General features: G+C 65.4%; 15 protein-coding genes and 1 pseudogene. 5 read left to right on the top strand and 11 right to left on the bottom strand.

All coding sequences use genetic code 11. From position 1 onward, the window contains the following. Positions 1 to 20: 20 nt before the first annotated feature. Both C2U47_RS13720 and C2U47_RS13715 read left to right on the top strand, forming a co-directional pair. Positions 21 to 320 carry a hypothetical protein gene (locus C2U47_RS13720; RefSeq protein ID WP_049635948.1) on the top strand — a complete coding sequence of 100 codons (300 nt, stop codon included), beginning with the start codon at positions 21 to 23 and terminating at the stop codon, positions 318 to 320. Positions 321 to 472: 152 nt separating this feature from the next. Further along, entirely contained in the window at positions 473 to 2,032 is a 1,560-nt protein-coding gene (locus C2U47_RS13715) for a methyl-accepting chemotaxis protein (protein ID WP_042864414.1), read from the top strand. Between the two features lie 96 nt (positions 2,033 to 2,128). Here C2U47_RS13715 and C2U47_RS13710 read toward each other — a convergent pair whose 3' ends face one another. Together C2U47_RS13710 and tpx are read right to left on the bottom strand one after the other, a co-directional pair. After that, positions 2,129 to 3,349, bottom strand: coding sequence for a DEAD/DEAH box helicase (locus tag C2U47_RS13710; RefSeq protein WP_103261702.1), 1,221 nt, complete (start codon positions 3,347 to 3,349; stop codon positions 2,129 to 2,131). Positions 3,350 to 3,495: 146 nt separating this feature from the next. Then, positions 3,496 to 3,996 carry a thiol peroxidase gene (gene tpx, locus C2U47_RS13705; RefSeq protein WP_010672853.1) on the bottom strand — a complete coding sequence of 167 codons (501 nt, stop codon included), beginning with the start codon at positions 3,994 to 3,996 and terminating at the stop codon, positions 3,496 to 3,498. A 254-nt stretch (positions 3,997 to 4,250) separates the two neighbouring features. Between tpx and C2U47_RS13700 the strand changes: the two are divergent. After that, positions 4,251 to 6,673 (top strand): annotated as a pseudogene (locus C2U47_RS13700) (zinc/cadmium/mercury/lead-transporting ATPase). A 194-nt stretch (positions 6,674 to 6,867) separates the two neighbouring features. Here C2U47_RS13700 and pulA read toward each other — a convergent pair. Beyond that, on the bottom strand, positions 6,868 to 10,920 hold the full coding sequence (gene pulA, locus C2U47_RS13695) for a pullulanase-type alpha-1,6-glucosidase (protein WP_103261701.1): 4,053 nt from the start codon (positions 10,918 to 10,920) through the stop codon (positions 6,868 to 6,870). A 261-nt stretch (positions 10,921 to 11,181) separates the two neighbouring features. On the opposite strand from pulA, the gene C2U47_RS13690 reads away from it, so the two are divergent. Beyond that, on the top strand, positions 11,182 to 11,583 hold the full coding sequence (locus C2U47_RS13690; protein WP_041211001.1) for a hypothetical protein: 402 nt from the start codon (positions 11,182 to 11,184) through the stop codon (positions 11,581 to 11,583). Between the two features lie 15 nt (positions 11,584 to 11,598). Here the strand turns inward: C2U47_RS13690 and dmeF are convergent, their stop codons facing one another. Then, entirely contained in the window at positions 11,599 to 12,540 is a 942-nt protein-coding gene (gene dmeF / locus C2U47_RS13685) for a CDF family Co(II)/Ni(II) efflux transporter DmeF (protein WP_053288129.1), read from the bottom strand. Positions 12,541 to 12,611: 71 nt separating this feature from the next. Between dmeF and C2U47_RS13680 the strand changes: the two genes are divergently transcribed. After that, on the top strand, positions 12,612 to 12,887 hold the full coding sequence (locus C2U47_RS13680) for a metal/formaldehyde-sensitive transcriptional repressor (RefSeq protein ID WP_049635952.1): 276 nt from the start codon (positions 12,612 to 12,614) through the stop codon (positions 12,885 to 12,887). Between the two features lie 28 nt (positions 12,888 to 12,915). Here C2U47_RS13680 and bcsC read toward each other — a convergent pair whose 3' ends face one another. The 7 genes from bcsC to bcsG are packed head-to-tail and all read right to left on the bottom strand — an operon-like array spanning position 12,916 to position 24,784. Continuing rightward, entirely contained in the window at positions 12,916 to 16,356 is a 3,441-nt protein-coding gene (gene bcsC, locus C2U47_RS13675; RefSeq protein WP_080988546.1) for a cellulose synthase complex outer membrane protein BcsC, read from the bottom strand. Then, entirely contained in the window at positions 16,341 to 17,450 is a 1,110-nt protein-coding gene (bcsZ, locus tag C2U47_RS13670) for a cellulose synthase complex periplasmic endoglucanase BcsZ (protein ID WP_049635953.1), read from the bottom strand. The genes bcsC and bcsZ overlap by 16 nt, the downstream gene beginning before the upstream one ends. 3 nt (positions 17,451 to 17,453) lie before the next feature. Next, positions 17,454 to 19,679, bottom strand: a complete 2,226-nt coding sequence (gene bcsB, locus C2U47_RS13665) for a cellulose biosynthesis cyclic di-GMP-binding regulatory protein BcsB (RefSeq protein ID WP_080988547.1) — start codon at positions 19,677 to 19,679, stop codon at positions 17,454 to 17,456. Beyond that, positions 19,676 to 22,243: a UDP-forming cellulose synthase catalytic subunit gene (gene bcsA, locus C2U47_RS13660; RefSeq protein ID WP_049635955.1), complete on the bottom strand. Its 2,568-nt coding sequence runs from the start codon at positions 22,241 to 22,243 to the stop codon at positions 19,676 to 19,678. The genes bcsB and bcsA overlap by 4 nt, the downstream gene beginning before the upstream one ends. Continuing rightward, positions 22,240 to 22,902: a cellulose biosynthesis protein BcsQ gene (gene bcsQ / locus C2U47_RS13655; protein WP_103261700.1), complete on the bottom strand. Its 663-nt coding sequence runs from the start codon at positions 22,900 to 22,902 to the stop codon at positions 22,240 to 22,242. The genes bcsA and bcsQ overlap by 4 nt, the downstream gene beginning before the upstream one ends. Next, positions 22,899 to 23,123, bottom strand: coding sequence for a cellulose biosynthesis protein BcsR (gene bcsR / locus C2U47_RS13650; RefSeq protein ID WP_039039486.1), 225 nt, complete (start codon positions 23,121 to 23,123; stop codon positions 22,899 to 22,901). Before bcsR ends, bcsQ begins: the two co-directional genes overlap by 4 nt. A 14-nt stretch (positions 23,124 to 23,137) precedes the next feature. Continuing rightward, entirely contained in the window at positions 23,138 to 24,784 is a 1,647-nt protein-coding gene (gene bcsG, locus C2U47_RS13645; RefSeq protein WP_041214509.1) for a cellulose biosynthesis protein BcsG, read from the bottom strand. Between the last annotated feature and the right edge of the window lie 382 nt (positions 24,785 to 25,166).

Genomic DNA, 25,166 nt, shown 5'->3' with positions numbered 1-25,166 from the left:
CCCCGTGATCCGATCCTGCCATGCGTGCTCTGCTCCTGATTGCCCTGTTTGTTGCCCTTCCCGCCAAGGCCGCCGATGAAACCGAATGCCGCCAGGCCTTCCTCGAATGGATGTTGAGCCAGCAGAAGCAGTTCAGCGACCGCAAGGCCAGCAAGATGGATCGGCGCAATGCCGAACGAGCCATCGATCAGGCCCGGGATGCCTTCGCCAAGCAGGAGAGTTTCTGCCAGGCCATGGCCTGGGTCGCCAGCGCAGAAGACAATGACCCCCGCTTCAAACCGAGGACGGGGGAGATCCACGACTTCACTCCCCGCGGCTGAGCCCGCCATCTACGACTTTTTTCAGCCTTTCCCGTGTTGATTTATTGACCCAAGCCAAGGTGGTGTAACAGTCCGCATCTACAATGACGCCGTAACAATCACAAATATAAAAAATAACTTTATCAGTTACTTGGCTCATTCAGGATGCGCACATGACCACAACCCGGCACGAAGGGGAGATCCGTTTCCCCGATCACATCTCACTGATCTCGACCACGGATCCCGCCAGTCACATCACTTATGCCAACCAGCACTTTTGCGATGTGGCGGGCTACAGCGCGACCGAAATGGAAGGGGAGCCCCACAATCTGGTCCGCCACCCCGACATGCCCAAGGCCGCGTTCGCCGACATGTGGCGCCGCCTGCAACAAGGAAAGAGCTGGATGGGGCTGGTAAAGAACCGCGCCAAGAGTGGTCAGTTCTACTGGGTCAACGCCTACGTCACGCCGATTCTCAACGATCAGCAGCAGATCATCGAATACCAGTCTGTCCGCACCCGTCCCCAGGATCACGACATCGCCTGGGCAGAGCAGCTCTATGCCCGGATCCGTGACGGCAAGGCACTGCCCTGGCTAACCCGGCTGACCCTGGAGCCGGGGCAGCTGTGTCTGCTGCTCTCTGGCACCGCCCTGCTCGGCATGGGGGCCAGTCTGGTCACCGGCCAGCCGGGGTGGGGCGTCATCACCCTGCTCTGCTTGCTGGCCCAGATGGGGCATGGCTGGCATCTGCAACGGCGGCTGGCCAGACTGCTGGCCATGGCGGGCGAGGAGCAGGGCAGCGCCCTTTGCCAGGTACTCTATGCCAGGCGTCAGGACAGCCTGGCCGCCCTTGAACTGCTGCTGCGCATGAAGAAGGCGGAGCTGCGCGCCGTGGTGGGTCGCAGCGCGGACACCAACCAACAGATCCTGCAGGCGGCGGAGGATGACAGGGGGCATATCCAGACCATAGACACCCACCTGCAACAGCAGCGGGCCCAGAGCGAGCAACTGGCGGCGGCCATCACCCAGATGAGCCAGTCCATCCGCGATGTGGCTGACAATGCCCACCAGGCCAATGCGCTGGTGGGCGAGGTCCAGCAGGTGTCCGCCAGTGGTCAGCAGGCGCTGGCCACCACCCGGGATTCGGTCGACAGGCTTCATCAGGAGCTGGACGCCAGCCAGGGCGTGCTGGCGCGCCTGACCCAGGACAGCCAGAAGATCAACGGCATTCTGGAGGTGATCGGGCAGATTGCGGATCAGACCAACCTGCTCTCCCTCAATGCGGCCATCGAGGCGGCACGGGCCGGTGAACAGGGGCGCGGCTTTGCGGTGGTGGCCGACGAGATACGGGCCCTGGCCCAGAAGACCCGCAGTTCCACCGGCGAGATAAGCGACATGATAGGGGCGCTGCAACAGAGCACCCGGCAACTGTCCGATGGCATGGAGCAGGGGGCCCAGACATCAGTGCTCTGCCAGCAGCACATGGGGGCCACCGCCGAGGTGCTCGACCAGATCAACCGGATGCTGGCCCGGGTGACCCACACCAGCGACGAGATAGCCCAGGCGGTGAGCCAGCAGGCGGATGTCACCAGCACCCTGGATCAGGGGATCCACCAGATCCACCAACTGGCGAGCCACACCGCGGACAACAGCCGTCAAGCCCTCGATGGCATCACCCTGCTGGTGGAGCGGTTGCAAAACCTCTCCCGCCTGATCAACCAGTTCCACGACTGACCCCCTTGCCGTGTAGTTTGGCGCGCCCCCGGGCGCGCTGCCGATCTCTCCTCTCCTTCACGACGACAGGCTCCCGCCGGGGGCAAGAAGTCCGTCTCAGGATTTGCCCTTGAACTGCTTGATGCTGCGCTTGCCCTGGGTGCGACGGTTCGCCTGCTTGTCTCTTGGCGCCCGTTTGCTCTCCCCGCTGGCGGGTTTGTCGGTCACCGGGAAACCTGCCAGCGCCGCCAGGGGCAGGGGCCGACCGGTCAGGGCCCGGATCCCCTCGAGCGCCTCCCCATCACCGTGGCAGGTAAGGGAGATGGCCAGACCGCTCTGCCCGGCACGGGCGGTACGACCGATACGATGCACGTAGACGGGCGCATGCTCCGGCAGATCCAGATTGATCACCACCGGCAATGCCTCCACGTGGATGCCGCGCGCCATCAGATCCGTGGCCACCAGCACCCGCACCCTGCCCTCCTTGAAATCCGCCAGCGCCTGCTCCCGCGTGGCCTGATCCTTGTTTCCGTGCAGGGCTGCCACCGTCATGCCAGCCCTGGCGAGTTTCTTGGCCACCCCGTCCGCGTCGTCCCTGGCACTGATGAAGACCAGCACCTGGGGCCACTCTCCGGCCTCCAGCAGGGCGATCAGCGCAGGCACCTTGCTGCTCCTGTTGACCAGATAGAGCCGCTCCTCGATGTCGTTCACCAGGCTGTTGAGCAGCTCGGCCTCGATGCGCACCGGATCCTGCAGCAGGCCCGAGGCCAGGCTCTCCAGCTCGACCGGCAAGGTGGCGGAGAAGAGCATCTGCTGCCGCGCCTCCGGAATCGCCTTCATCAGCCACTGGATGTCGGGCCAGAACCCCATCTCCAGCAGGCGATCCGCTTCATCCAGCACCAGCATGCGCAGGGCACCCAGCCCCAGCGTCTGCTGGGCCAGCAAGTCCCGCAACCGTCCGGGGGTCGCCACCAGCAGTTGGGGGCCGAGAGCCAGTTCCCGCTCCTGCCACTCCTGGGCCACCCCGCCACACAGGGTCAGAAGGCGCACCCCCAACCCGTCGGCAATCTCCTGCAGGGCGGCGCTCACCTGGCTTGCCAGCTCCCGGGTGGGGACCAGTACCAATCCCTGTACCCGGTCGCTGGCTGCGTCCAGCCTCTGCAGCAACGGCAGGCCGAATGCCAGGGTCTTGCCACTGCCGGTCCTGGCCAGGGCAAGCAGATCCCGTCCTGACAAGGCAGCAGGAATGGCTAGCTGCTGAATGGGGGTCGGTTTTTCCAGCGCTGCGGGCAGCAGGGGCAACAGGGCTGGGTCAAGGGCGAGTTCGTCAAACGTCATGGGGATCGCAGATACAGGCTGAACGAGGATGTGGAGGCGAAGTCTAGCCAGACCCACCCCATAAGTAAAAGGTTCGGGAGCGCAATAAAAACGGCCTGCCCCGTGTGAACGGGGCAGGCCGTCAGGCAATCAGCCTGTGGCGCGACTTACAGAACGGCCAGGGCGGCGGCGTAGTTCGGCTCGTCGGCGACTTCGGCCACCAGCTCGCTGTGCAGCACCTTGTCGTGCTCATCCAGTACCACGATGGCACGGGCAGCCAGACCCACCAGCGGGCCGGAGGAGAAGGCCACGCCGTAGTCCTGCAGGAAGGAGACGCCACGCAGGGTGGAGAGGTTCACCACCTTGTCCAGACCCTCGGCGCCGCAGAAACGGGCCTGGGCGAACGGCAGGTCGGCGGAGATGCACAGCACGACGGTGTTGTTCAGGGCGCTTGCCTGCTCGTTGAACTTGCGCACGGAAGTGGCGCAGGTCGGGGTGTCGACGCTCGGGAAGATGTTCAGGATCTTGCGCTTGCCGGCGAAGGTCGCCAGGGTCGCATCGGACAGATCGCCAGCAACCAGGGAGAAGGGCTTGGCCTGCTCACCGGCAACGGGGAAGTGGCCGGAGACGGAGACGGGGTTGCCTTGCAGGGTGACGGTATTGCTCATGTTAGGTCCTTGATGATTGATGTGGGATCCAGGGTCCCCAGTATAGGCCCGCCACGGGATGACAAACACCCGCTAATGAAAGGGATTTGGCATCCCTTTGCATCCCTCCTGCTCCAGAGGCAGATCAGCGGCCACTGACATGGACCCGGACAAAGAGGAGAAGAGGGCTTGACCTTGGACTTTACACCAAGGTTTACACTCGGCGCAGTCATCCAGGATCCCGCAGGGGCGGGATCCCTCAAGAGGAACGCATCATGAGCAAATCCTGCTGCAGCCATCAACACGCCGCCGCCCCCATCAAGGCCGTCAGCAAGGCCGCCACCCCAGAGGCCGGGCACAGCCACACCAGCCACTGCTGCGACAACGGGGCACAGGCCAGTGGTGTCGCCAACCCGACCCGCCACGATCATCAGGGGCAAAGTGGCGCAGACGGCCCGGGTGATGAAGAGCCCCCCAGAGGCGCTTGCGCCACCGACACAGCCCACGACCACGACCACGATCATCATGAGCAGGGGCACGCCCACACGGCCGCCGCGACCGAGCCGCCGCTGACGCCCCCGAGCAGAACAGCCGCCGCCATAGCTGGCAGGTGCTGGGCATGGATTGTCCCAGCTGTGCCCGCAAGATAGAGACCGCCGTCAGCCGGGTGGAGGGCGTACAGCAGGCTCGGGTGCTGTTCGCCACCGAGAAGCTGGTGGTGGATCTGGCCCCCGGCCTCTCCCCCGACCCCGTTACCGCCGCCGTGCTGGCCGCCGGCTTCCAGCTCAAAGGGGGAGCTCAGAACACGGCTCGCAGCGAACCGGGCCGCAGCCCGCTGATGCAGAGGGTCAGTAACCTGCTCGGCAAATACTGGCAGCCCCTGTCGCTGGCCGGCCTGATGGGGGTGGCGGCCCTGCTGCCGGCCCAGCTAGGTCAGCCGCTCTTTACCCTGGCCACCCTCTGGGGACTGTGGCCCATCTCCCGCAAGGCGTGGGCACTGACCAGAAGCGGCTCTCCCTTCGCCATCGAGACCCTGATGACGGTCGCCGCCGTGGGGGCCCTGTTCCTCGGTGAAACCGCCGAAGCGGCCATGGTGCTGCTGCTGTTCATGCTGGGCGAACATCTGGAGGCCTACGCTGCTGGCCGCGCCCGCGCCGGGGTCACCGCCCTGATGGCGCTGGTGCCCGACAAGGCGCTGCGCATCCGCACCACTGCCGAGGGCGAGGTGCGCGAAGAGGTCGCTGCCGACCAGCTGCGCCCCGGCGACATCATCGAAATCGCCCCGGGCGCCCGCCTGGCCGCCGATGCCCGCCTGCTCGACCCCCTCGGCGCCTTTGACGAGAGCGCCCTGACCGGCGAATCCATCCCGGTGGAGCGCCATCAGGGTGACAAGGTGCCCGCCGGCAGCCTGGCGGCGGATCGGGTGCTGCGCCTCGAGGTGGTGTCCGAGCCCGGCAACAACGCCATCGACCGCATTCTGCATCTCATCGAGGAGGCCGAGACCCAGCGCGCGCCCATCGAGCGCTTCATCGACCGCTTCAGCCGCTGGTATACCCCGGCCATGATGCTGGTTGCCCTGCTGGTGGTGCTGGTACCGCCGCTCGCCTTCGGCCAGAGCTGGGACGAGTGGGTCTATCGCGGGCTGGCGCTGCTGCTGATCGGCTGCCCATGCGCCCTGGTCATCTCCACCCCGGCGGCGGTCACCTCGGCACTGGCGGCAGCCACCCGGCAGGGTGCCCTCATCAAGGGGGGCGCCGCGCTGGAGCGCCTCGCCCACATCGATACTCTGGCCTTTGACAAGACCGGCACCCTGACCCTGGGCAAGCCGCAGCTGACCGAACTGGTGAGCCTCAATGGCCAGCCTGAGGCCGACCTGCTGGCACTGGCGGCGGCCATCGAGCAGGGCTCCCACCACCCGCTGGCCCGCGCCGTGGTGACGGCGGCAGGGAAGCGGGGTCTTGCCCTGGCGGCAGCCCAGGAGCTGCGCGCCCTGCCCGGCATGGGGGTAGAGGGTCGCATCGACGGCGCCCTCTGGCAATTGCTGGCGCCGAGTCGGGTCGCCTCCCTCGATGACGCAACACGGGGCCGGGTCGCCGCCCTGGAGCTGCAAGGCAAGACAGTCGTGGTGCTCGGTCAGCCCGACGCCGCCCCGGCCGCCCTGCTGGCCCTGCGCGACCAGATCCGGCCGGAAGCGGCTGCGGCGCTGCAAGAGCTCAACCAGCTCGGCCTGCAGAGCATCATGCTGACCGGCGACAACCCCCGCGCCGCCGAGGCGATCGCCACCGAGCTCGGCATGGGCTGGCGCGCCGGCCTGCTGCCGGAAGGCAAGGTAGAGGAGATAAGCCAGCTCGCCAGCACCCGCAAGGTGGCCATGATCGGCGACGGCATCAACGACGCACCGGCCATGAAGCGGGCCAGCATCGGCATCGCCATGGGAGGCGGCACCGACGTGGCGCTGGAAACCGCCGATGCGGCGCTGACCCACAACCAGCTCGGCGGGGTCGCCGCCATGATCCGGCTCTCCCGCGCGGCGCTGGCCAACATCCACCAGAACATCGCGCTGGCGCTGGGGCTCAAGGCCATCTTCCTGGTCACCAGCCTGCTCGGCATCACCGGCCTGTGGATTGCGGTGCTGGCCGACACCGGCGCCACCGCCCTGGTCACCGCCAACGCTCTGCGCCTGCTGCGAAAACGCTAGGCCGGCCGTAAACTGCACAACCAACAGCCGCTCCAACGGGGCGGCTTTTTTATTGCCTCGCCCACGAGCAAAGAAAAAGCGCGGCTGCCGGTCGGCAGTCGCGCTTTGCTTACTCTCTCGGTGTTATCCCGCCCTTGGCGAGGCGGAATTCAACCCGGGGCTGCCGAGCCAGCCCCGGGCTCGATGGGAAAGACTTACTTGGCGCTGCACTCCTGGATGATGACGCTGCCCACCTCGCCGGAAGTCTGGGTCGGGTCAACCTTCACCAGGAAGCTCCACAGACCCTGTTCCAGCGTGATGCTGTTGTTGCCCATGCCACCGTCGCCGTGCTGGAGCGGGTAAACCTGCTCGGGCTCCAGTGCGATCAGGGTGCCACCGGCATCCTTCACGAAGAACTGCTTGCTCCAGTTGCCATCGTCGTTGGCAAACTTGAAGTCAAAGCTGCCCGCGTAGTTGAAGGCGGCCTGATAGATGGCGAGGTTGCCTTCCATCCCCTTGTAGCTCAGCTGGTAGGCCGGCTGGGCGTTCCAGTCGCTCAGACTGCCGCGCACATAGAGCGGGAAGCCGAGCGGATTGCCCGCGACGGTATCCAGCACCTTGCAGCTCTGCGCCGGTTCGGTGTAGCTGACACTCAGGGTGGGCTTGTCCTTGTTCATGGCGGTGAAGACAAACTTGTAGGTGCCAGCCTTCTCCACGTTGAACGGCAGATCCCCGCCATTGGCACAGAGCGTATTGACCTGGCCGGTCGCAAGCTGGTCGGTATCGCTGCACTTGCCGTAATTGACGGGGCCGCTCCACTCGTTGCCAGCGATCTTCACCTGGGTCGACCCCAGCTGATCCGCCGTCACCTCGGTGGTGAACTCATAGGTGAAGTTGCCACTGAAGTTCATCTTGTTGACCGGATCCCACTGATTCAGGAAACCGCGCACGAACACCTCGGTGTCACCGAAGGGAGGCAAGGTGCTCAGATCCGTCTTCTTGCTCACCGGCAGCCCCGCGCCCTGGGCACCGCTCTGCGGCTTGACGAACACCGCCGCCGACCAGGCGCCAAGGGTCAGCTGACCGCTGTCATTGGCCGCACCGCTGGCGATGCTGTCGGAGTCACGGTGGGCACCGCTCAGGACCATGCCGGTCAGATCGATGGGCTGATCCTTGCCGTCACGGAAATCGCCGATGCTCTGGGGCTGATTGGTGGCGTTGATCATCACCACCAGGCCGTCGATGGCCGGATCCAGATCCGCACCGGCGCCCACCCCGTCATCCACGCTCATCACGATGAGACCCGGGATCTGCTCAGGGCCGGTGTTGCGGAAGTCGACCCGCTTGATCACCTCGGCGCCGCTGCCAAGACGCAGCAGACGAGAGGATTGACGCAGTTCGGAGAGCTCCTGGTAGAAGTTCACCATCTGATGCATCTCGGCCGAACCCGGCTTGGCGTGCTGGCCGAGCACCTGCTCGATCAGCTCGTAGTTGGCCTCGTCCTTGTCCTTGCGCGGCAGCCCTTTGTCAAAATTATTGTCACTTAAGCCGTAGTCGACCCGGTTGTACCAGTCACCGGAGTCGTAGCTGTCCCGCTCCATGGACTTGGAACGCAGCAGCTCGACACCTGCGTGGGTGAAGGGAATGCCCTGACCCAGCATGGCGGTCGCCAGAGAGACCCCCTGCATCCGCACCAGGTCGGCCCCGGCGGGTGCCTTGTACACCAGGTTGTCGAACAGAGTCTGGTTGTCGTGCTTGTCGACATAGTTCTGGATTTCGGTCGGATCCTGGGCATAGCCCGCCGGTTGACCGTTGTAGTCGATGTCGGAGCCTTTCTTCGGTATGCCGTCCTTGTCGGTCAGCACGAACTCCTTGAGGTTGCCCGCCATGCCGAGGCGCACCAGATCGGACTGATGCAGGGCGGTGGCGAGATCGACGCCGTCCAGCTCGTTGGCATCCACCAGGGCGCCGTTGCCAAAGCCCTGGGTCTTGCGAATGGCTTCGCCGCCGTCGAACGGGCTGCCGCCGCGCACCGCATCACGCAGCCGGTCGGAGAAGGAGCCGATGCCGGTACCGGCCAGGTGCTTCTGGGTCGCCTGTACGAAGCGCTTGTCATCCTGTACCTCGCCGAAGTTCCACCCCTCGCCGTAGAAGTACATGTCCGGATTGACCTTCTTCACCTCGGCCAGGGCCTGCACCATCTGATCTTTCGGGTGATGGCCCATGAGGTCGAAGCGGAAGGCATCGATCTTGTAGTCCCGCGCCCAGGTGACCAGAGAGTCATCCATCAGCTTGGCGAACATGGCGTGTTCCGGCGCCGTGTTGGAGCAGCAGGTGGAGTTTTCCACCGAACCGGTCTCCGGATTGAGGCGCTGGTAGTACCAGGGCACAATCTTGTCGAGCACGGATTTGGTACCGAGACCCGCTTCGTTGGTGTGGTTGTAGACCACGTCCATCACCACGTTCATGCCGATGTTCTGCTTGATGGCCTGCACCATCTCGCGGAACTCCTTGATCCGGGTCGTCCCCTCCGCATTGGTGGCGTAGGAGCCTTCCGGGGTGGTGTAGTGGTAGGGGTCATAGCCCCAGTTGAAGGAGTCCACCCCGCGCAGGTAGCCGTACAGCTCCTGCACCACGGGGTTCTCCTTGCTGTCGCTGGCTTGCAGATCACCGAGCACGGCTTCGATGGTCTCGCCGCCACCACAGTGGCTGGCAAACCTGGAGTTCTTGACCTCGGGATTGACCTCGCACAGCTTGCTGAAGTCATCGCCGATGTTGGCCACCTTGGCCGGGTCCTCGTTGACGGTGGCGATGTCGAACACCGGCAGCAGGTGCAGGTGGCTGACGCCGCTCTTGGCCAGGGATTTCAGGTGGGTGACGGGCACGCTGTCGCTGTCGGTCAGTCCGAGGAACTTGCCGCGGTGCTCCACCGGCGTCGACTCGTCGTTGCCGGTCAGATCCCGGACGTGGGCCTCATAGATGGTGATGTCGGCGGGGTTCTTCTGGCTGTGGGGCGCCTTGAGGCTGTCCCAGCCTTCCGGCTTGAGGGCCGGATCGTCGAGATCCACCACCTGGCTGAACTCGGAGTTCATCGCCAGGCTCAAGGAGTAGGGGTCGGTCACCTGATAGGATTCCAGCTTGCGGCTGACCGGGTGATAGACCTGAATGTCGTAGCGGTAGTATTTGCCGACAAGATCGCTGCCCCCCTGCACGCTCCAGCTGCCGCTGACCTCGTCCAGAGTCATGGCGCGCTCGCCAAGCAACTTGTGCTGCTCGTCGAACAGCGCCAGCTTGACCGACTTGGCGGTCGGTGCCCAGAGCCGGAAGGTGACATTGCCTCCCTCCACCACGGCGCCGTAGGCCAGCTTGGTGGCCGCTTCGCTGTAAAGGGCATCGAGGGCACCGGCACTCTGCACCAGGGTCGCCCCCTGCAGGATGCCGTCCGCATCGGTCCCGATGGCGACCAGCTCACCCTTGAGCAGGGGCTTGAGATCTTTCCCCGCAGGCAGGGCGAAGGCGGCGGCATCCTTGAGGTGCGGGTATTTGGCCTGTTGCTCTTCGGTCAGGCTGGTCGGGGTCAGCTTGAGGTAGGGGAAATCGAATACGCCCTCGCTGTTTGCCGTGATGGTGCCTGACTCTGTGTAGTAGAGGCGCACATAGGGCTTGTCCTTGCCCCCTTGCCAAATCAGGGTGTTGTCGTCGATGAGATGGGCACTGGCCCCCGCCACGCCGAAGGCGGCGGTGAAGGCTTCCGCCCGGCTGCCGAAGATCTCGTTCTTGCCGGCGACGATGGCCACGGTGCGATCCGGGTGATCGTTGAAGACCACCTTCATGTCGCTGCCGGTCAGGTTCGCGAGATCGCCGTTGCGGGCGATGAAGTTGATGCAGCCTTCCATCTTGGAGAGCGGCACGACCCAGGCCGGACCAAAACTGTCCGCCGCGGACGGCGTCTTGCTCTTGTCATCCCAACCGGTGTTGAGGCCGCCCTCCGAGGTCGAGTTGCAGGCGTCGTTGTTCCACAGGTGCAGGCTGTGGCTGGCGAACGGGCCGGTGACACCGCGCGCCGCGCTGGTCTGGGTATCCACCAGGGCGATGACCGCTTCGTCAGGGCCGGCCGTCAGCAGTTCGGCCGGGGGCTGGACGTTGGGAAGACGAGCGACGGGCTCATCCTGAGGGGCAGGAGCAGAAGAACTGTTGTCGTTACAGCCTGACAAAAGCGCGAGCAGTGAGGCTGTTACCAGCGCCACTTTGGTCTTTTTCATATCCATTTTTTTATAATTCCCGCTGTAGTTAGTCTCGATATCCGAGTACCCGGTCATTGCCGAGCGGTGTCATATTAATCAGCGGGAATTGCCGTAAATGTGAGCGGATGGGCAAAAAAAACCAATCCGCATCAACAAGATAACGTTTTCATAACGAAAACTCGATCGCGCTCACAGACCTGGCACCGCTTTCGGCCCATACCAGCGGGAAGAGGGGAGCGAGTGACGAAATCAATGTCCAATCAAATGGATAGAGGGGGCTGGGTGATGAAACGGATTGAGGAGCAGGCCAGGCGGCTGGACCAGGAGTATCAGGGCATTGCCCAGTTGTTCGATCAGTTCTGCCAGCAGGCCGGCGTGCTCGCCGAACGCTATCACTTCTTCAACTGGCCGGATTATGAAGAGAGCCCGCCCCTCGCCCGCGCCTTCACCCTGCTGGGGGAACCACGGGAACTGCGGCTGCGCTGTCAACCCGGCGAGGGGGGTTCCCTGAACGGCCTCCTCCAGGTGTGTGGCGAGGAAGGCAAGGTTCACGCCAGCCTGGGCTTTCATGCCGACGGGCACCTGCTGCTGGAGCCGGGCCGCCTGCTCGACGACCCGCCGGGACTGCTGCTGAGGCTGATGCTGGGCTCCCTCTGGCAGGATCAGGGGAGCGAGCCTCCCCGCTGACGCCCGCCAGGGGCGTCAGTCGGCAGACACTTCGATGGTCAGGTGCACCAGCTCCTCGTGGATGGCGAGGCGCTCGCGGATCGCCTGTGCCGGGACCGGGGTCGCCATCTGCAACGACATCGCGGCGGCATACTGCGTCTGCCCCACCCGCCAGACGTGCAGATCGCGGATCTCGGCGCCAGGCAGCTCGGCGATCACCTCGCGGATCTCGTCCACCAGGGGCGCATCCATCTCCGCATCCAGCAAGACGCGCCCGGTATCACGCAGCAGCCCCCTGGCCCACACCGCAACCAGCACGGCCCCGGCGATGCCCATCAGGGGATCCAGCCAGTCCGCCCCCCACAACATGCCTCCCACCAGCGCCACAATCGCCAGCACCGAGGTGGCCGCGTCCGCCAGCACGTGGAGGTAGGCGGCGCGCAGGTTGAGATCCTGATGGCCGTGGTGGTGATCGTGCGAGTGGTCGTGATGACCGTGATGGTGGTCGTGACCATGGTGATGGTCGTGATCGTCCCTGAGCAGCCAGGCACAGGCCAGATTCACCAGCAGGCCCAGCAGGGCAATGCCGATCGCCTGCTGATAATGGATGGGGCTGGGGTCCAGCAACCTGGCCACCGACTCGAACAGCATCAACCCCGCCACCCCCACCAGCAGCAGGGCGCTGCTGAAGCCCCCCAGCACCTCTATCTTCCAGGTACCGAAGCTGAACCTGTGATCCCGCGCGAAGTGGCGGGCAGCGCGATAGGCCAGCACCGAGAGGCCGAGGGCCAGGGCATGGGAGCTCATGTGCCAGCCATCGGCCAGCAGCGCCATGGAGTTGTAGAACCAGCCGCCACCGATCTCCGCCACCATCATGACGACGGTGAGCAGCACGGCCCAGCGGGTCTTCTGTTCGGCCAGGGGATTCCCTTCGTGGACGACGGGGTGGTGGCAGTGGGATGAGGCGAGGGATGGCATGGATTTCTCCTGAAAACGAGGATGCTATATACTATACCCCAGTATAGTTTTATTGATCGAGAGGATCCTGGATGTCACACACGGTTCACGACAAGAAGAAGCTGCTGGCACGGGTCAGGCGCATCAAGGGGCAGACCGGCGCCCTGGAGAGCGCCCTGGAACAGGAAACAGACTGCGCCGCCATCCTGCAGCAGATCGCCGCCATCCGCGGCGCCGTCAACGGCCTGATGCTGGAGGTGCTGGAGGGACACATGCGCGAGCATCTTGGCGCCGAGGAGACGACCCATGCCGAGCGGCTGGAGGATCTGGATCAGGTGGTGAGGGTACTGCGCTCCTATCTGAAATAAGGGCGCCCGGTGATGACGGGCGCCCCTGTCAGTCGAAGTCCGCGTAGGGAGTGAGAGGCCTTGGCGGCATGTCGAGATCCCCTTGCCAGGGCTTGAAGGTGTAGCGCAGGAACAGGGTGACATGGCTGGGGGCATAGTCATCCGCCTGCTGGATGTCCACCCGGCCACCGATGCGCCAGTGTTCCGTCAGCCTGTGTTCCACCACGCCATTCAGGGTGTAGCCGAATCCACTGCTACTGCCCCCTTTCACAGGCGCATTTCTGTCTGGCAAACCGGCGGGCAGCAGGCCTTCCAGCGGGTAGCGACGGCTGTCGTCGGTTCGGGCGTAGGACCAGGATCCCGATCCCCCCAGCTCCCACGACCAGTCCGGGGTACGCTGCCGGTAGCTGACCGGCACCGAGAGCGAGAAGTACCCCTGCGGGCTGTAATAACCCCCCTGCCCCAGGGTATAGCCCCCCAGATCCTGCTGGTAGTGCCACAGCATGGTGCTGAGCCCCACGCTGGCACGGCGATGGGTCTCGTTGACGAACTTGTAATAGCCCCCTCCCATGAGCCGGGTGCGCCAGTTGTCGGGCACGTTCTTGCCGGTCAGCAGGTGCTGCTGGGCGCTGCCCCAGAACCCGACTGCCCCTCCCAGATCCCGGCTGAGATCGAGGCGGACCCCGTTCGCCCGCACCCCGCCCCAGCTGATGCCCGTGCCCGGATCCACCGTTCCCCCATAGGAGAGCAGCGAGCTGCTGACGGGCCGACGCGAGAGGGTCATCCCCCACCCCAGCGTGTGCCAGTCACCGGTCAAGGTGGCGCCCCCGACCCAGTCCACCACCTCGAAACCGAGGGGCGTGGTCCCCAGATCGAACGCCCAGGCCCCCCGCTGCCAGCCTGCCGCCAGGGTGGTGCCCCGGCTCTGCTGGTGCGCGTCCCCGCGACAGTCCCTGGCCGCGCAGGTACCGAACTGCGCCCGGTAAGGGGAGTCCGGCAGATCTCCGGCATCCATGTCGACCAGTTCAAGACGGCCGAAGACGGTACCACCGGCCAGCGGCGTATCCAGTTGCGCCATCTGGGTCAGCGCCCGCAGATCCGAGTAGCCCCCGGTACCGCTGGAGCCCCAGTAATCGCTGTCGAGGGAGAAGGTGGTCTGACTCTGCCGGTAATGTCTGTCAAGATCGCTGCGCAGGCCGGATGCCAGCCACCCCTCCCCATCCTGACTGCGTGCCAGCCGGGTCAGCTCGCCCCCCTCCAGATCCTCGCGGGGGGCCAGACCTGCGGCCACCAGCCCCTTGCGATCCCGCACCAGAGCCCCTTCCACATCATGCTCGGCAACGCGCTGGCGGGCGGCATCGCGCCAGAACAGCGCCGTCTGCTGGGAGGCTGGTTGCATCGCCACCAGGGGTTCGTAGTCGGTGAAGATGGCGCGGGCTGTCTCGCCCTCTCCCAGCGCCTGATAGAGATTGGCTACCCGGCGGTAGTAGTTGGCCCCCTCCGGGGGCAGCGGGCTGACCGGCCAGGCGGGCAGCCAGTGACGGGCCTTTGCCAGATCGCCCCTGGCCTGGGCCAGTTCGGCCATGCCAAGCCTGGCCTCGGGCTGTTGCGGCGTGCGGGCAAGCACCTCCTGATAGCGCTGCTCCGCCAGTGCATAGGCCCCCCGATCCGTGGCCCACTCCGCCAGCATCAGACTCGCCTCTTCATCCGGCTGCAACGGCTGAAGCAGGCGTTCGGCCCCCTCATCATCCCCAGCCTCGTGACGCGCCCTCGCCCTGGCGAGCACCTCGTCACGGGCGAGGCGCCGATCCAGCGCATTCATGTCCTGTGTCCAGCCGGACCTAGGGATGGCGGCCAGCACCCCTCTCGCCTCCACCGTCTTGTCCTGCCCCGAGAGATAGAGGGCGGTGGCGTAGCGCAGGGTGGCGTCCTGGGGCCGCGCCGCCAGCCGTTCCCGCAAGAGCCGCTCCCCGCTCCCGGCTTCCCCGAGGCGGGCCCGGGTATCGGCCACTCGATAGGCCAGCCACACCTCTTCCGGGGTCAGCGCGAGTGCCTGCTCGCGAAGGCGCAGCGCCGCCGCCACCTTGCCGGCCCGATCGAGCTGATCGGCCTCCTCCTGCAACAGCCCGGCCTTGAGCCGCCGCCCTTCGGCCTGCATCCCGGGGGTGCCCTGCTGCTCCAGCAGGGCCAGGGCACGCGCCGGATCCTGCTCCTTGTAGAGATCGAACAGGCGGGCCAGTGCCCGCTCCCGCGCGCTCCCCATCGCGAGCGCCTTGCGGTAGGCGGACTCCGCGTCGGCATCGCGATGGCGGCCACGCTCGCTGTCTCCGAGCCCCAGCCAGGCTTCGGGCTCACGCCCATCCTGGGCGATGGCACGGCGATACAGGGTCGCCGCCTCATCCCACTGCTCCCGTTCCAGGGCGCTGCGCCCCTGGCTCACCAGCAGCCAGTAGCGGTTGGTGGCCAGCAGGCTGCGCCATTTGTCCTTGTCGGTCACCTCGGGGTGTGCCAGCACCCGTTCAAACTGGGCGATGGCCAGCGCTCGCTGATCGTTGCGGGAGTAGGCCTGCCCCAGGGCCCCCATGAGTTCGGGATCCCCCGGGTTGGCAGCCAGGGCACGCTGCAAGCGGGAGATGGAGGCACCACCTCCCGCCGTGCTTGCGAGCGCCGACTGGCGTGCGCGATAGGCAGGCGAGGCCCACTTCTCCTCCTGGGTAGCGAGCAGCTGTTCCGCCTTGGTGGTATCCCCTTCGCCAAAGAGCACCATGTACTCCTGCAAGGCAGCGATGCTCCCGGGACCGATGGGCAGGGATTCGATGTCCGCGAGCCAGATCTCGGCGGCCTCGTCCCGCTGATAGGGATCTCGCGCCATCTCGCGCAACAGGTTCTGCGCCCCCTGGCGCCGACCCTCCGCCAGATAGAGGCGAGCCAGCCCGCCCCGCACTCTGGGCTCACCCGGATATTGCCGGTTGAGTGCCTCCAGGGCCGCCAGCCCCTTCGCCTTCATGGCCGGGATCCGTGTCTGCAACAGGGCATAATCCACCGCCACGTCGAGATTGGGGGGAAGATCACCGGAGAACAGGGAGCGATAGAGACGCTCGGCCTCCTCCAGCCTGCCGGCGCTGGTCAGCAGCCTGGCTTGTTGCAGTTGCTGGCGCCTGGCCGGTTCGTTCAGGGCCAGGTTGGCCATGCCCTGACGATAGAGCGCAGAGTCGGGGTCTTGCTTGCCAAGGCGGGCCAGCAGTGCCCCGGCCTCCTTGACCTTGCCCTGGCGCAGGGCCTGACGGGCCTGGGCTGCCAGCAGCTCCGGATGATCAGGCTCCACCAGGGAGAGGGAATAGAGGCTGTTGCTGACGAGATCTTCCCGCCCACGGGCCTCGCCAATCCTGACCTGCTCCAGCAGCCAGGCCACCGGCTGTACCGTCCCTTGCGCCAGGGCTCCGCTCATCAGGCAGGCGAGCAGGCACCCCAGGGTCACTCTGCCTGACATGACTCGCTCCAATCCGGCTGCAGGGTACCGTCGGCGGCAAAGCGATAACGCCCCTGATCCCAGCCTGCGCCGAACAGGGTCAGCACGCTGCCGTAGTAGGCATCCGCATCCAGCCCGTGATCGGAGACCTGCTTGCGCAAGGTGACCTGCGCCGGCAAGCCCCGTGACAGGGGCAGGAGGGCGGCGGCAAAGCCGCTCGGCCCCTTGCCCTGAACCTGACCACTTTGGCTGGATACCCGCTCGGGAAGATGACCCGATTCGGTCAGCTGCGCCAGCATGGGGGCAAAGTGGGCCACCAGGGAAGCCCTGGCGGGATCCTCCTCGCTCAACATGCCGAGCCAGAGATAGACGCGGATGGCGTCATAGCCACCGGTGTCGCCCTTGTCCGCCGTCACCTGCCACCCCTTGTCGGCCTGCCAGTCCACCCAGTCCGGGGCAAAGCCACGGGGCGCACTCTCCTGCAACAATTTGGGCAAGAGGGCCCGCATCTCGCCCCAGGGCCCCTTGAAGGAAGCGAATCTGGCCAGCAGTTGTGGGGGCAGATAACTGGGGTTGAGGGTCCAGCGTCCCTCCCCCTCATAGCCTTTCGCCCCGGGCAGCAACACGGGGCCAAGACCCGGCAGCGTGGCGACCTCCTCCCGGGCGATACGCCGCAGCAGCAGGGTGCCGAGGGCCGAGTAGCTGTGGTTGTCCCACAGGCGACCCGCCTCCAGCAGGCTGTAGGCGATCCAGAGATCCGAATCGGACGCGCTGTTCGCGTCCAGCACGCCCCAACTGCCGTCCTGCTGCCTGCCCCAGAGCCAGGATGGCAGGAAGCCGGTCAGATCCCCGCGGGCGAGCTGCCGCTCCGTCCAGTCGAGCAGGCGGGCAAAGGTCTCCCTGTCATCGTTGACCAGGGCGAAGAAGAGGGCATAGCTCTGGCCTTCCGAGGTGGTGATGCGGCGCCCGTCGGCAGGGTCGATGACCCTGCCCTCTTCGCTGATGTAGTGCTGGCGAAAGTGATCCCACTCCGGCCAGTGGCAGACGGCCTGCGCCGGGAGGGAACAAAGGGCCCAGAGGAGCAGGGCACCACAGACATTTTTCATCTGAGTCATCTCTTAATCTTCCTTCAGACGGCGGCGGCTGGCACTGGCAAGCAGCACCCGCAGGCCCCAGCCCAGTACCAGCATGCAGAGCAGGGTCAGCCCGGCAAGACGCACCGGATAACGGGCAAACAGTTGCCAGAGACGCTCCCACCACGGCAGGTAACCCACCTCGTAGCGATCCCCCACCACCAGGCTCTTCACCCCGGATTCCCGGATGATGGCCACCGAGCCTGCCACCTGATCGCGCAGGGTCCGGGTCTGCAGGGCATCATTGAGCAATGTGACCCCCGCCGGTCCATCCGCCAGCAGTGCGACCAGGCTGCGCTGATCATGGGTCGGCGATTGCAGCCCCAGGATGACGGCGATGGCCCGGTTGCCCGTCATGCCCACCCGGGCCTGGGGCTGGCGATCGGCCATGGTGTGCAGCAAATCCCCCTTGTGCTGGCGTGTTGGTTCGTTGACCCAGCTGCGCGTGGATTGCAGCAGGGCGTCGGGAGCCAGATCCCCTCGAAACTCCTCCGGCAGGGTGCCAATGAGCAGGGTATCCCGATCCGCAGTGCGCGCCCGCTCCCAGTCGTCCAGAACCTGCAGGGAGAGCGCCGGATACCCGGTCTCGGCCCCGATGGCACCGACGGCATCGAGCAAGGTGGTGATCTGCCCGGGATGGGGTCTGGCCGGCATGACAATCTGGGTGTCGGCGAGATCCGCCATCCGGCTGAACGGGAAGCCGGCATAGGCGAACGCCTTGAGATCGGGCATCTCGATGAAGTGGCGATAGCCGGTGAAGTCGATGGTGGAGCCCTCGTCGATGCGCACCTGATGGGCTGGCGGCATCACCAGGTCGCAACGGCCATCCTCCGTTCCTCCCATGTATTGCTGGGCATACTCGAACGAGAAGCTCAGGCTGTTGGCCTGGGTGGTCTTGAGCCCGGGCATGCGCAGCGCCATGGTGTCGCCGTCGTCGGCAAACCAGAGCGGCAGAGTCAGCAACCGCTCACTCTTGATCTCGCCGGGCTCGAGCGTGAACGACTTCATGAGCTGGCCGTTGACCCCCACATCCAGCCGGGAACCGTCGCGCAGGGTGGGCGAGGTATGGTGATACTTCAGCTCCGTCCTGATGCCGTTCTCCCCCAGCAGATAGAGATCCGGCGGCAGGCGCAGCGTCAGGCTCATGGGCCACAGCGTGCGTCCCGTTGCCTGCAACTGGCCCGGGTACTCCGTGAGCTCATCAAAGCGCATCTTGCGATCCAGTCGCACCCAGTTCGGGGCATCGTAGGGTTGACGCGGCGAGAGCGGCTTCACCTCGTCCACCATGACGCTCTGACCACGCAGCATGACATCGCCTCGCGCCAGCCCCTGCACCGCCGTCAGCAGATCCTGCTGATCCCGCCCCAGGATCAGCAGCAGCTTCACATAGGGATTGTCGGGGGAGCTGATCATGTCGATGGTGGGCCCCTTCACCTCGGGATAGTCCACCAGGAAATCGGGGCGCGCGTCATTGGTGGCAAAGATCACGGCGTTGCGATCCGGCAACTGGTTGATGAGCACCGGGAAATGCTGACCACGCCACTGGGCCTTGGTGCCGAACCAGGAGGCCAACACCGCCGCCGCCTGCTGCTGCTCCGGGGGCACTGAGCCCGTGAACACCATGGGCAGAGTCAGCTTGCCATTGTCCCGCACGTCGAGGAACGGCATGGGGAAGAAGGAGAGCTCGTTGCGCACCGGCAGGGTCTGCAACTGCAGGGTCAGCTTGCTGTCCCGGTTGACGTTGAGCCAGAGGGTGTCGCTCGCCGGGTTCTCGCACACTTTCTGATAGTGGCCGACGAAGCTCACCTTGAGGCGGTTGAAATCCTTGGCATAGCGGGGATCCAGATCGATGCTGGCATGGGTCATCGTCCCCATCTGATCCTGGTTGAGAGCCGTCACCCCCATCAGCTCGTCATTGAGATAGACCTTGACCTGGGAGATGAGCGGCAGCAGGGAGGGCGATGGCGTGAAGTTCAGGTCCAGGGTGGCCCGGGTCACCACCTCGTCCCGCCGCACGGTGAAGTCGGCCAGTCCGTCTGGCGCATTGCCGCGCAGGGAGAGGGTGCCTGGCGATGACGCCATCTGTTCGAAGCTCATCCCCTGGGTGCGCACCGGAGCGGGAACGGGCGGCAGGGGGCCGACGGCCTCGGCGGCGGTCGCACTCTGCGCCATCAGCAGGAGAGGAATAAGGTAGCGTTGTGGTTTCATCATCCTTTCACTGTCTGTGAGGTCGGAGTCCCGGCCCGGAAATCTGGGGAGACGCGACGGGGAACGAAGGAGAGGAGCCAGCGAGCCAGCTTCTCGAGGAGGATACAAACAAAGCCGATGGGTGAGGTACGGGCCAGACGCCAGTAAGCTCCCCAGCCGAGCAGGGTAATGTCGATCAGGCTGTGGAGGGGGCGATCCTTGCCCAGACGCTGCTGCCACAGGGACCAGGTATCGGCCCGGGCGAAGGTGCACTGGATGAACTCGACATGCTGTGCCTGCGCCATGGGTTCCAGCTCCAGTCCCAGCTTGCAGCCGAACACCCGCTGCACCTTGGCGGCGAACGCCTGCTCCCGCTGGTCATGGCGCAGCAGCAACCAGACCCTCTCCTTGTCGGCCAGGGGCAGGGGCGCCTCGAGCAGCACCCCGACCCCCCCGTTGGAGTAATCCCTGACGGTACAGGGGTAGAGGTGACCGTTCGCCAGCCTGATGGCCGCCGGCATCACCATCTCCACCCTGGGGTTGGCACGGACCTGCCGCGACTCGAAGGCCACCGCCAGGGCGCCGCCCAGTATGGTCATGTTGTAGAGGGTCCAGATCATGCTGAGGATCAGGGTCGGCACCTCGTCGGCAGGGCCGGTGCCGATGCGCCAGAGACCGAACCCCAGCCCGCACAGATTGAGCAGGATCAGCAGCAGATAGGGGCGGGAGACCGACAGATCGAGGAACACCTCCTCCGTCATCCCCCCCTTGGCAGTCACGTTGAACGTCCCCTTGTGGGGTGCAAAGAGCGCCACCGTGGTCGGCCTGGCGATGTACCAGGCCAGCACCGTCTCATAGACCTCGCCCCAGAAGGAGTGGCGCACCTTGCCCTGCAACCGGGAGTTGGTCAGGGCGCTGTGGAAGATGTGCGGCAACATGTAGAGGGCGATGGCCGCCGCCGGGGCATAGATGATGTAGGCGTGCAGGATCAGGAAGGCGAGCGGCGCCGTCAGGAAGATGAGCCTCGGTATGCCTGAGAGGAAATGCAGCATGGCATTGAAGTAGCACAGCCGCTGCCCCAGCTTGAGCCCCTTGCCGAAGAGGGGGTTGTCCAGACGCAGGATCTGCACCATGCCGCGCGCCCACCGGATGCGCTGACCGATGTGGGCAGAGAGGCTTTCGGTGGCCAGCCCCGCCGCCAGCGGGATCCGGATATAGGCCGAGGTGTAGCCGAGGCGGTGCAGCCGCAGGGAGGTGTGGGCATCCTCGGTGACCGTCTCCACCGCGATGCCGCCGATCTCGTCAAGGGCGGTGCGCTTGATGACGGCGCAGGAACCGCAGAAGAAGCTGGCATCCCACATGTCGTTGCCATCCTGGACCAGGCCGTAGAAGAGAGCCCCCTCGTTCGGCATCTTGCGAAACCGTTGCAGGTTGTGTTCGAACGGATCGGCGGAGAAGAAGTGGTGGGGGGTCTGGACCACGCCCAGACGGGGATCCCGGTAGAACCAGCCCACGGTCATCTGCAGGAAGGAGCGGGTCGGCAGGTGGTCACAGTCGAAGATGGCGACCAGCTCCCCGGTGGCCATCTTGAGGGCGTGATTGATGTTGCCCGCCTTGGCGTGCTCATGGGTCGACCGGGCCACATAGCGGATCCCGGCCTCCTCGGCGAAGTCGCGAAACGCCGCCCGCCCCCCGTCGTCAAGCAGCCAGATGGTCAGCTTGTCGGCGGGCCAGTCGAGCCCCATGGCGGCGTAGACAGTCCCCTTCACGATGGCGAGATCCTCGTTGTAGGTGGGGATCATCAGATCCACGCTGGGCCACTGGGCCGGATCCGCCGGCAGTTGTGCCGGAGGGCGGTGCAGGGGCCATGCGGTCTGCCAGTAGCCGAGCAGCAGCACCAGCCAGGCATAGGTCTCGGCGGCCAGCAGCAGCAGGCCGCAGGCCAGGCTGACGGGGTCGAACCAGTCGAGGGTCGAGGTGTAGCGCCACCAGATGTAGCGGCAGGAGATGGTGAGGGAGAGCACCATCATCATCAGCATGGGATAACGGCCCGGCACGGCCCGCAGGATGAAGGCCATGGCCGCCAGCAGGAGGACGAACACCAGTTGCGCCTGCAGGGTGAACGGCTGGGTGACGCAGATCAGGGAGAGGCTCCCGGCCACCACGCAGAGCAGCACGCTTTTCCAGCGTGCCTCGCGGGGCGTGGCCCTGGCGGCGGCCAGCCCTTTCTCCTCCTGGCGGGCCAGGAAGGCGCCGAGAGTCTGTGTGCCCCGGTGCCAGATCCGCTGCCAGGAGGCGGGCCAGCGCAGAGGGATGGGCTGTGGGCGACGCACTATCATCCAGAGGCTCTGCAACAGAACGCGCAGGGGATCCCCCACCCGGGGGTGCGTCAGCTGGGGATAGAGCCCCCGGGCATGGCCCAGCACCCATTGCCAGCCATGACGCTCGAGGGGGAAGAGAGCCCAGGCCAGCAGCCAGCCCAGGGTCAATGCGGCCGCCCCCGGGCGGGAAGCCCCCCGCTCGCGCAGTGCGCGATAGCGCTGCGAGCACCAGAGGCCCGCAGCCGGCGTCAGCAGCCGCACTCTCATCGGGGCACCTCCCCCTCTGCCAGACACCAGGTCGCCAGAGCGGCCAGCTCGTGGGCAACCAGACTGGTGGGCGCATAGCGGCCGACCGGCAGCTTGGCGGCCATGGCCTCCGCCATGGCTTCGTCCCTGTGCAGATGAAGATTGAGCAGAGGGAGCCCCCCTGCCAGCCAGAGATCCAGCAACCCCTGCTGCAGGGCCCGCTGGCTGGAGAACTGGGTCACCAGCAGGCGCTCATCGGCCGCCCAGGGGTGGCGGTGAAGCCGCACATGGCAGTTGGCATCCGCATTGACCACCAGCAAGCGCCTGCAGGGGATGACGGGGGCCATGCCCAGGGGCAGATCCAGCAGCACCAGATCATAGCCATCGATCCCCGCCAGCCACTCGGCTGACGCCCCCTGCCCCCCGCCATGGGAGAGCAGATCCAGTCCCTCCTCCCGGCGGTGAAGCGCTCCTCGCCACTCCCGCGCCGGCTGGGTCAGCCGGCTCCAGCCTCCCGGATCGTCATGGGACAGGCCAAGGTGGATGCCAAGCTGGTTGTCCGGGCAGAGATCCACCGCCAGCACCCTTGCCCCCTGCTCATGGGCAGCCTGGGCAAGCCCCGCCACGATGGCGGTGGTCCCCACACCTCCCCGGATCCCCTGCAGGGCGATCACCTTCATGCAGACCTCCCCTCGCCAGTCCCCTCGGGCCCTTTCACTGCCACCTCCGCCAGCAGGGGGAAGCGTGCGCACAAGGCGGCGAGCCGCTCCCTGGCGGCAATATCCTGGTAGGAGAGGCTGACACCAAAGGCCTGCTGGACCATGGCCACGTCATTGATTACCGTGCCCTCCACCGGGACGCCGAAGGGGATCTGCATGTCTGATTGCCGTTCGCTGCGCATCGTCACCTCCGGTCTCATTGGGGATAGGGGACCCAGTCCCCCTGCCCCAGCTTGATGTGGTACTTGCCCTGATATTCGATCACCACCGAGCCCTGGTTCTCGGACACCGACGGGGTCTGCGGCAGGTCGCCCAGCAGGGCATCCCAATCGATGGTCTCGCTCCCGAACACATCCTTCCCCACCAGCCTGGAGACCAGTTCTGATACCGCCAGGAAACTGCTGGGGGTGTCCACGTTGCGGGTCGCCTCGTGGGGCGCCTTGGTACCGAGCAGGGCAACCCCCACCGGCACCTGGGTGATGCTCGGGCTGGGAATGTCCCGCAGCCCGGCCATCTGCATCTTGTCGCCGGTGAGAGCGGCGCCATGCTCAGGCACCATCACCACGGCCACCTTGCGGCCGGATTGCTCCAGCGTCGTCATGAAGTCGTCCAGCTGATCCAGCAGGGTCTTGAGCCTCGCCTTGTAGGGCGCTATCTGGCGGCTCGCCACATAGCGGTTGCCATCGTGCAGGGCGATGAGATTGAAGAAGGTGACGTTGCGTGCCGCCTGACTCTGTGTCCGCTCGTTCAGCCAGCGGCCGAACAGGGCATCCCCGCGATAGATGGGCTCGCCATCGAAGGAGGCGAGATCATGGGCCAGCCCCTTCTTGTCCATGGGGGTCACATCCAGCCCGGCATACTGCTGCAGGCCGGTCAGGTAGTTGCCAAAATCCCCCGAGTGATCCATGGCCACCTGCTTGGCAAAGCCGAGCTGGGCCAGATTCTCGAACAGCAGACACTGCTTCGGCGCCGTCACATAGAGCCCCTGGTGGCTGGTCTGCCCGCAACTGGCCCGCAGCAGGCGAATGGAGCTCGGGCCGCTGTAGGAGGTGGCGGAGTTGAAGCGGTTGAAGCGAATGTCGAAGTGGGACCAGACCGGGTGCCCGGTCAGGCCGCTCGCCTCCACGTCACGCCAGGCCAGGGAGCAGACATTGATGATGAGCACATCGAAGGGGGTCGCCTGGGCTGGCAGGCTTTCCGGGAAGTGCACCAGCCTCTCCTGCTCCTCCCGATAGAAGTCATCGAGATAGGCGTTGAGGTTCTCGTTGGTCGGCGGGGCACTCTGGTCAAGCTGCTCCTCCATGGGCAGCACTGAGGGGCGGGTCTCCTCCCGGGACGTGTTCACGACGTGCTCGCTCGCCCCCTTGCTGCTCGCGAAGGGATTGCTCACCTGGGGCGAGACCCAGAGCCAGAGCAGCGCCAGCAGGATCCAGGGGGTGAAGCGCAACCACTGGGCGATGAACAGATAGAGCGTCAGCAGCACGAACCCCGCGCCGACCATCTCCCAATTGATGAAACGCCCGAGTAGCTCAGCCCAGTAATCCAGGGTGAAGGAGAAGACCTGGCTGCCCTGGGCACGAATGCTCTCTATCCCCGGCAACCAGGTATCGTGATAGAAGATCCCCGCCCCCACCGGCAACGCCAGCCAGTGCCGCGCACGGCGCCACCCGGCCCTTGGCAGAGGAAAGATCAGGAAGGCGGCAAACACCAGGTTGATCAGGGGGTGGAAGTTGAGATATCCCCCCCAGAGCAGGGCGAACTTGGCAAGAAAATAGACATTCCAGCCACCCAGGCCGTGCCAGTCCAGCCAGGGGGAATCGGCATCAGAAACATGTCGGGTCATCGGCGATGAGTCACCTGTTATCGTGGGCCCCCCGAAGGGGCCGGGCATACTGCAATGGTTGTCAAAAGAATAGCCTGACTATTATGCAACTATTTCTTTTGTCTCAGGCGGCGCCGAACCTGGCTCCCCCGGATGGGTGGGAGGGGAATGAGAGGGGCCGTATGCATCCATATATTATCCAAACGATGCCGATAAGGCAGCCTTCTCTGACAAAATGGGGGGAACGTGCAGACGGGATGCAGGATCCTGGCAAGGGCCCCGCATTCACCACTGCGACAGACTTTGTCAGCCCTGTCGCCATCTCGAACAACTTGAGGCCACCTCTGGATTGCGCCATCATATCGGCCCGGCTGATGGCCGGCCGAATTGGACAGTCAACTTC

The sequence above is a fragment of the Aeromonas sp. ASNIH7 genome, from assembly GCF_002903485.1.
In the GTDB taxonomy this organism is placed as follows: Bacteria; Pseudomonadota; Gammaproteobacteria; order Enterobacterales; family Aeromonadaceae; genus Aeromonas; species Aeromonas caviae.
Note: the sequence above shows the minus strand (reverse complement) of the source record. Positions and strands in the feature narration are given on the sequence as shown.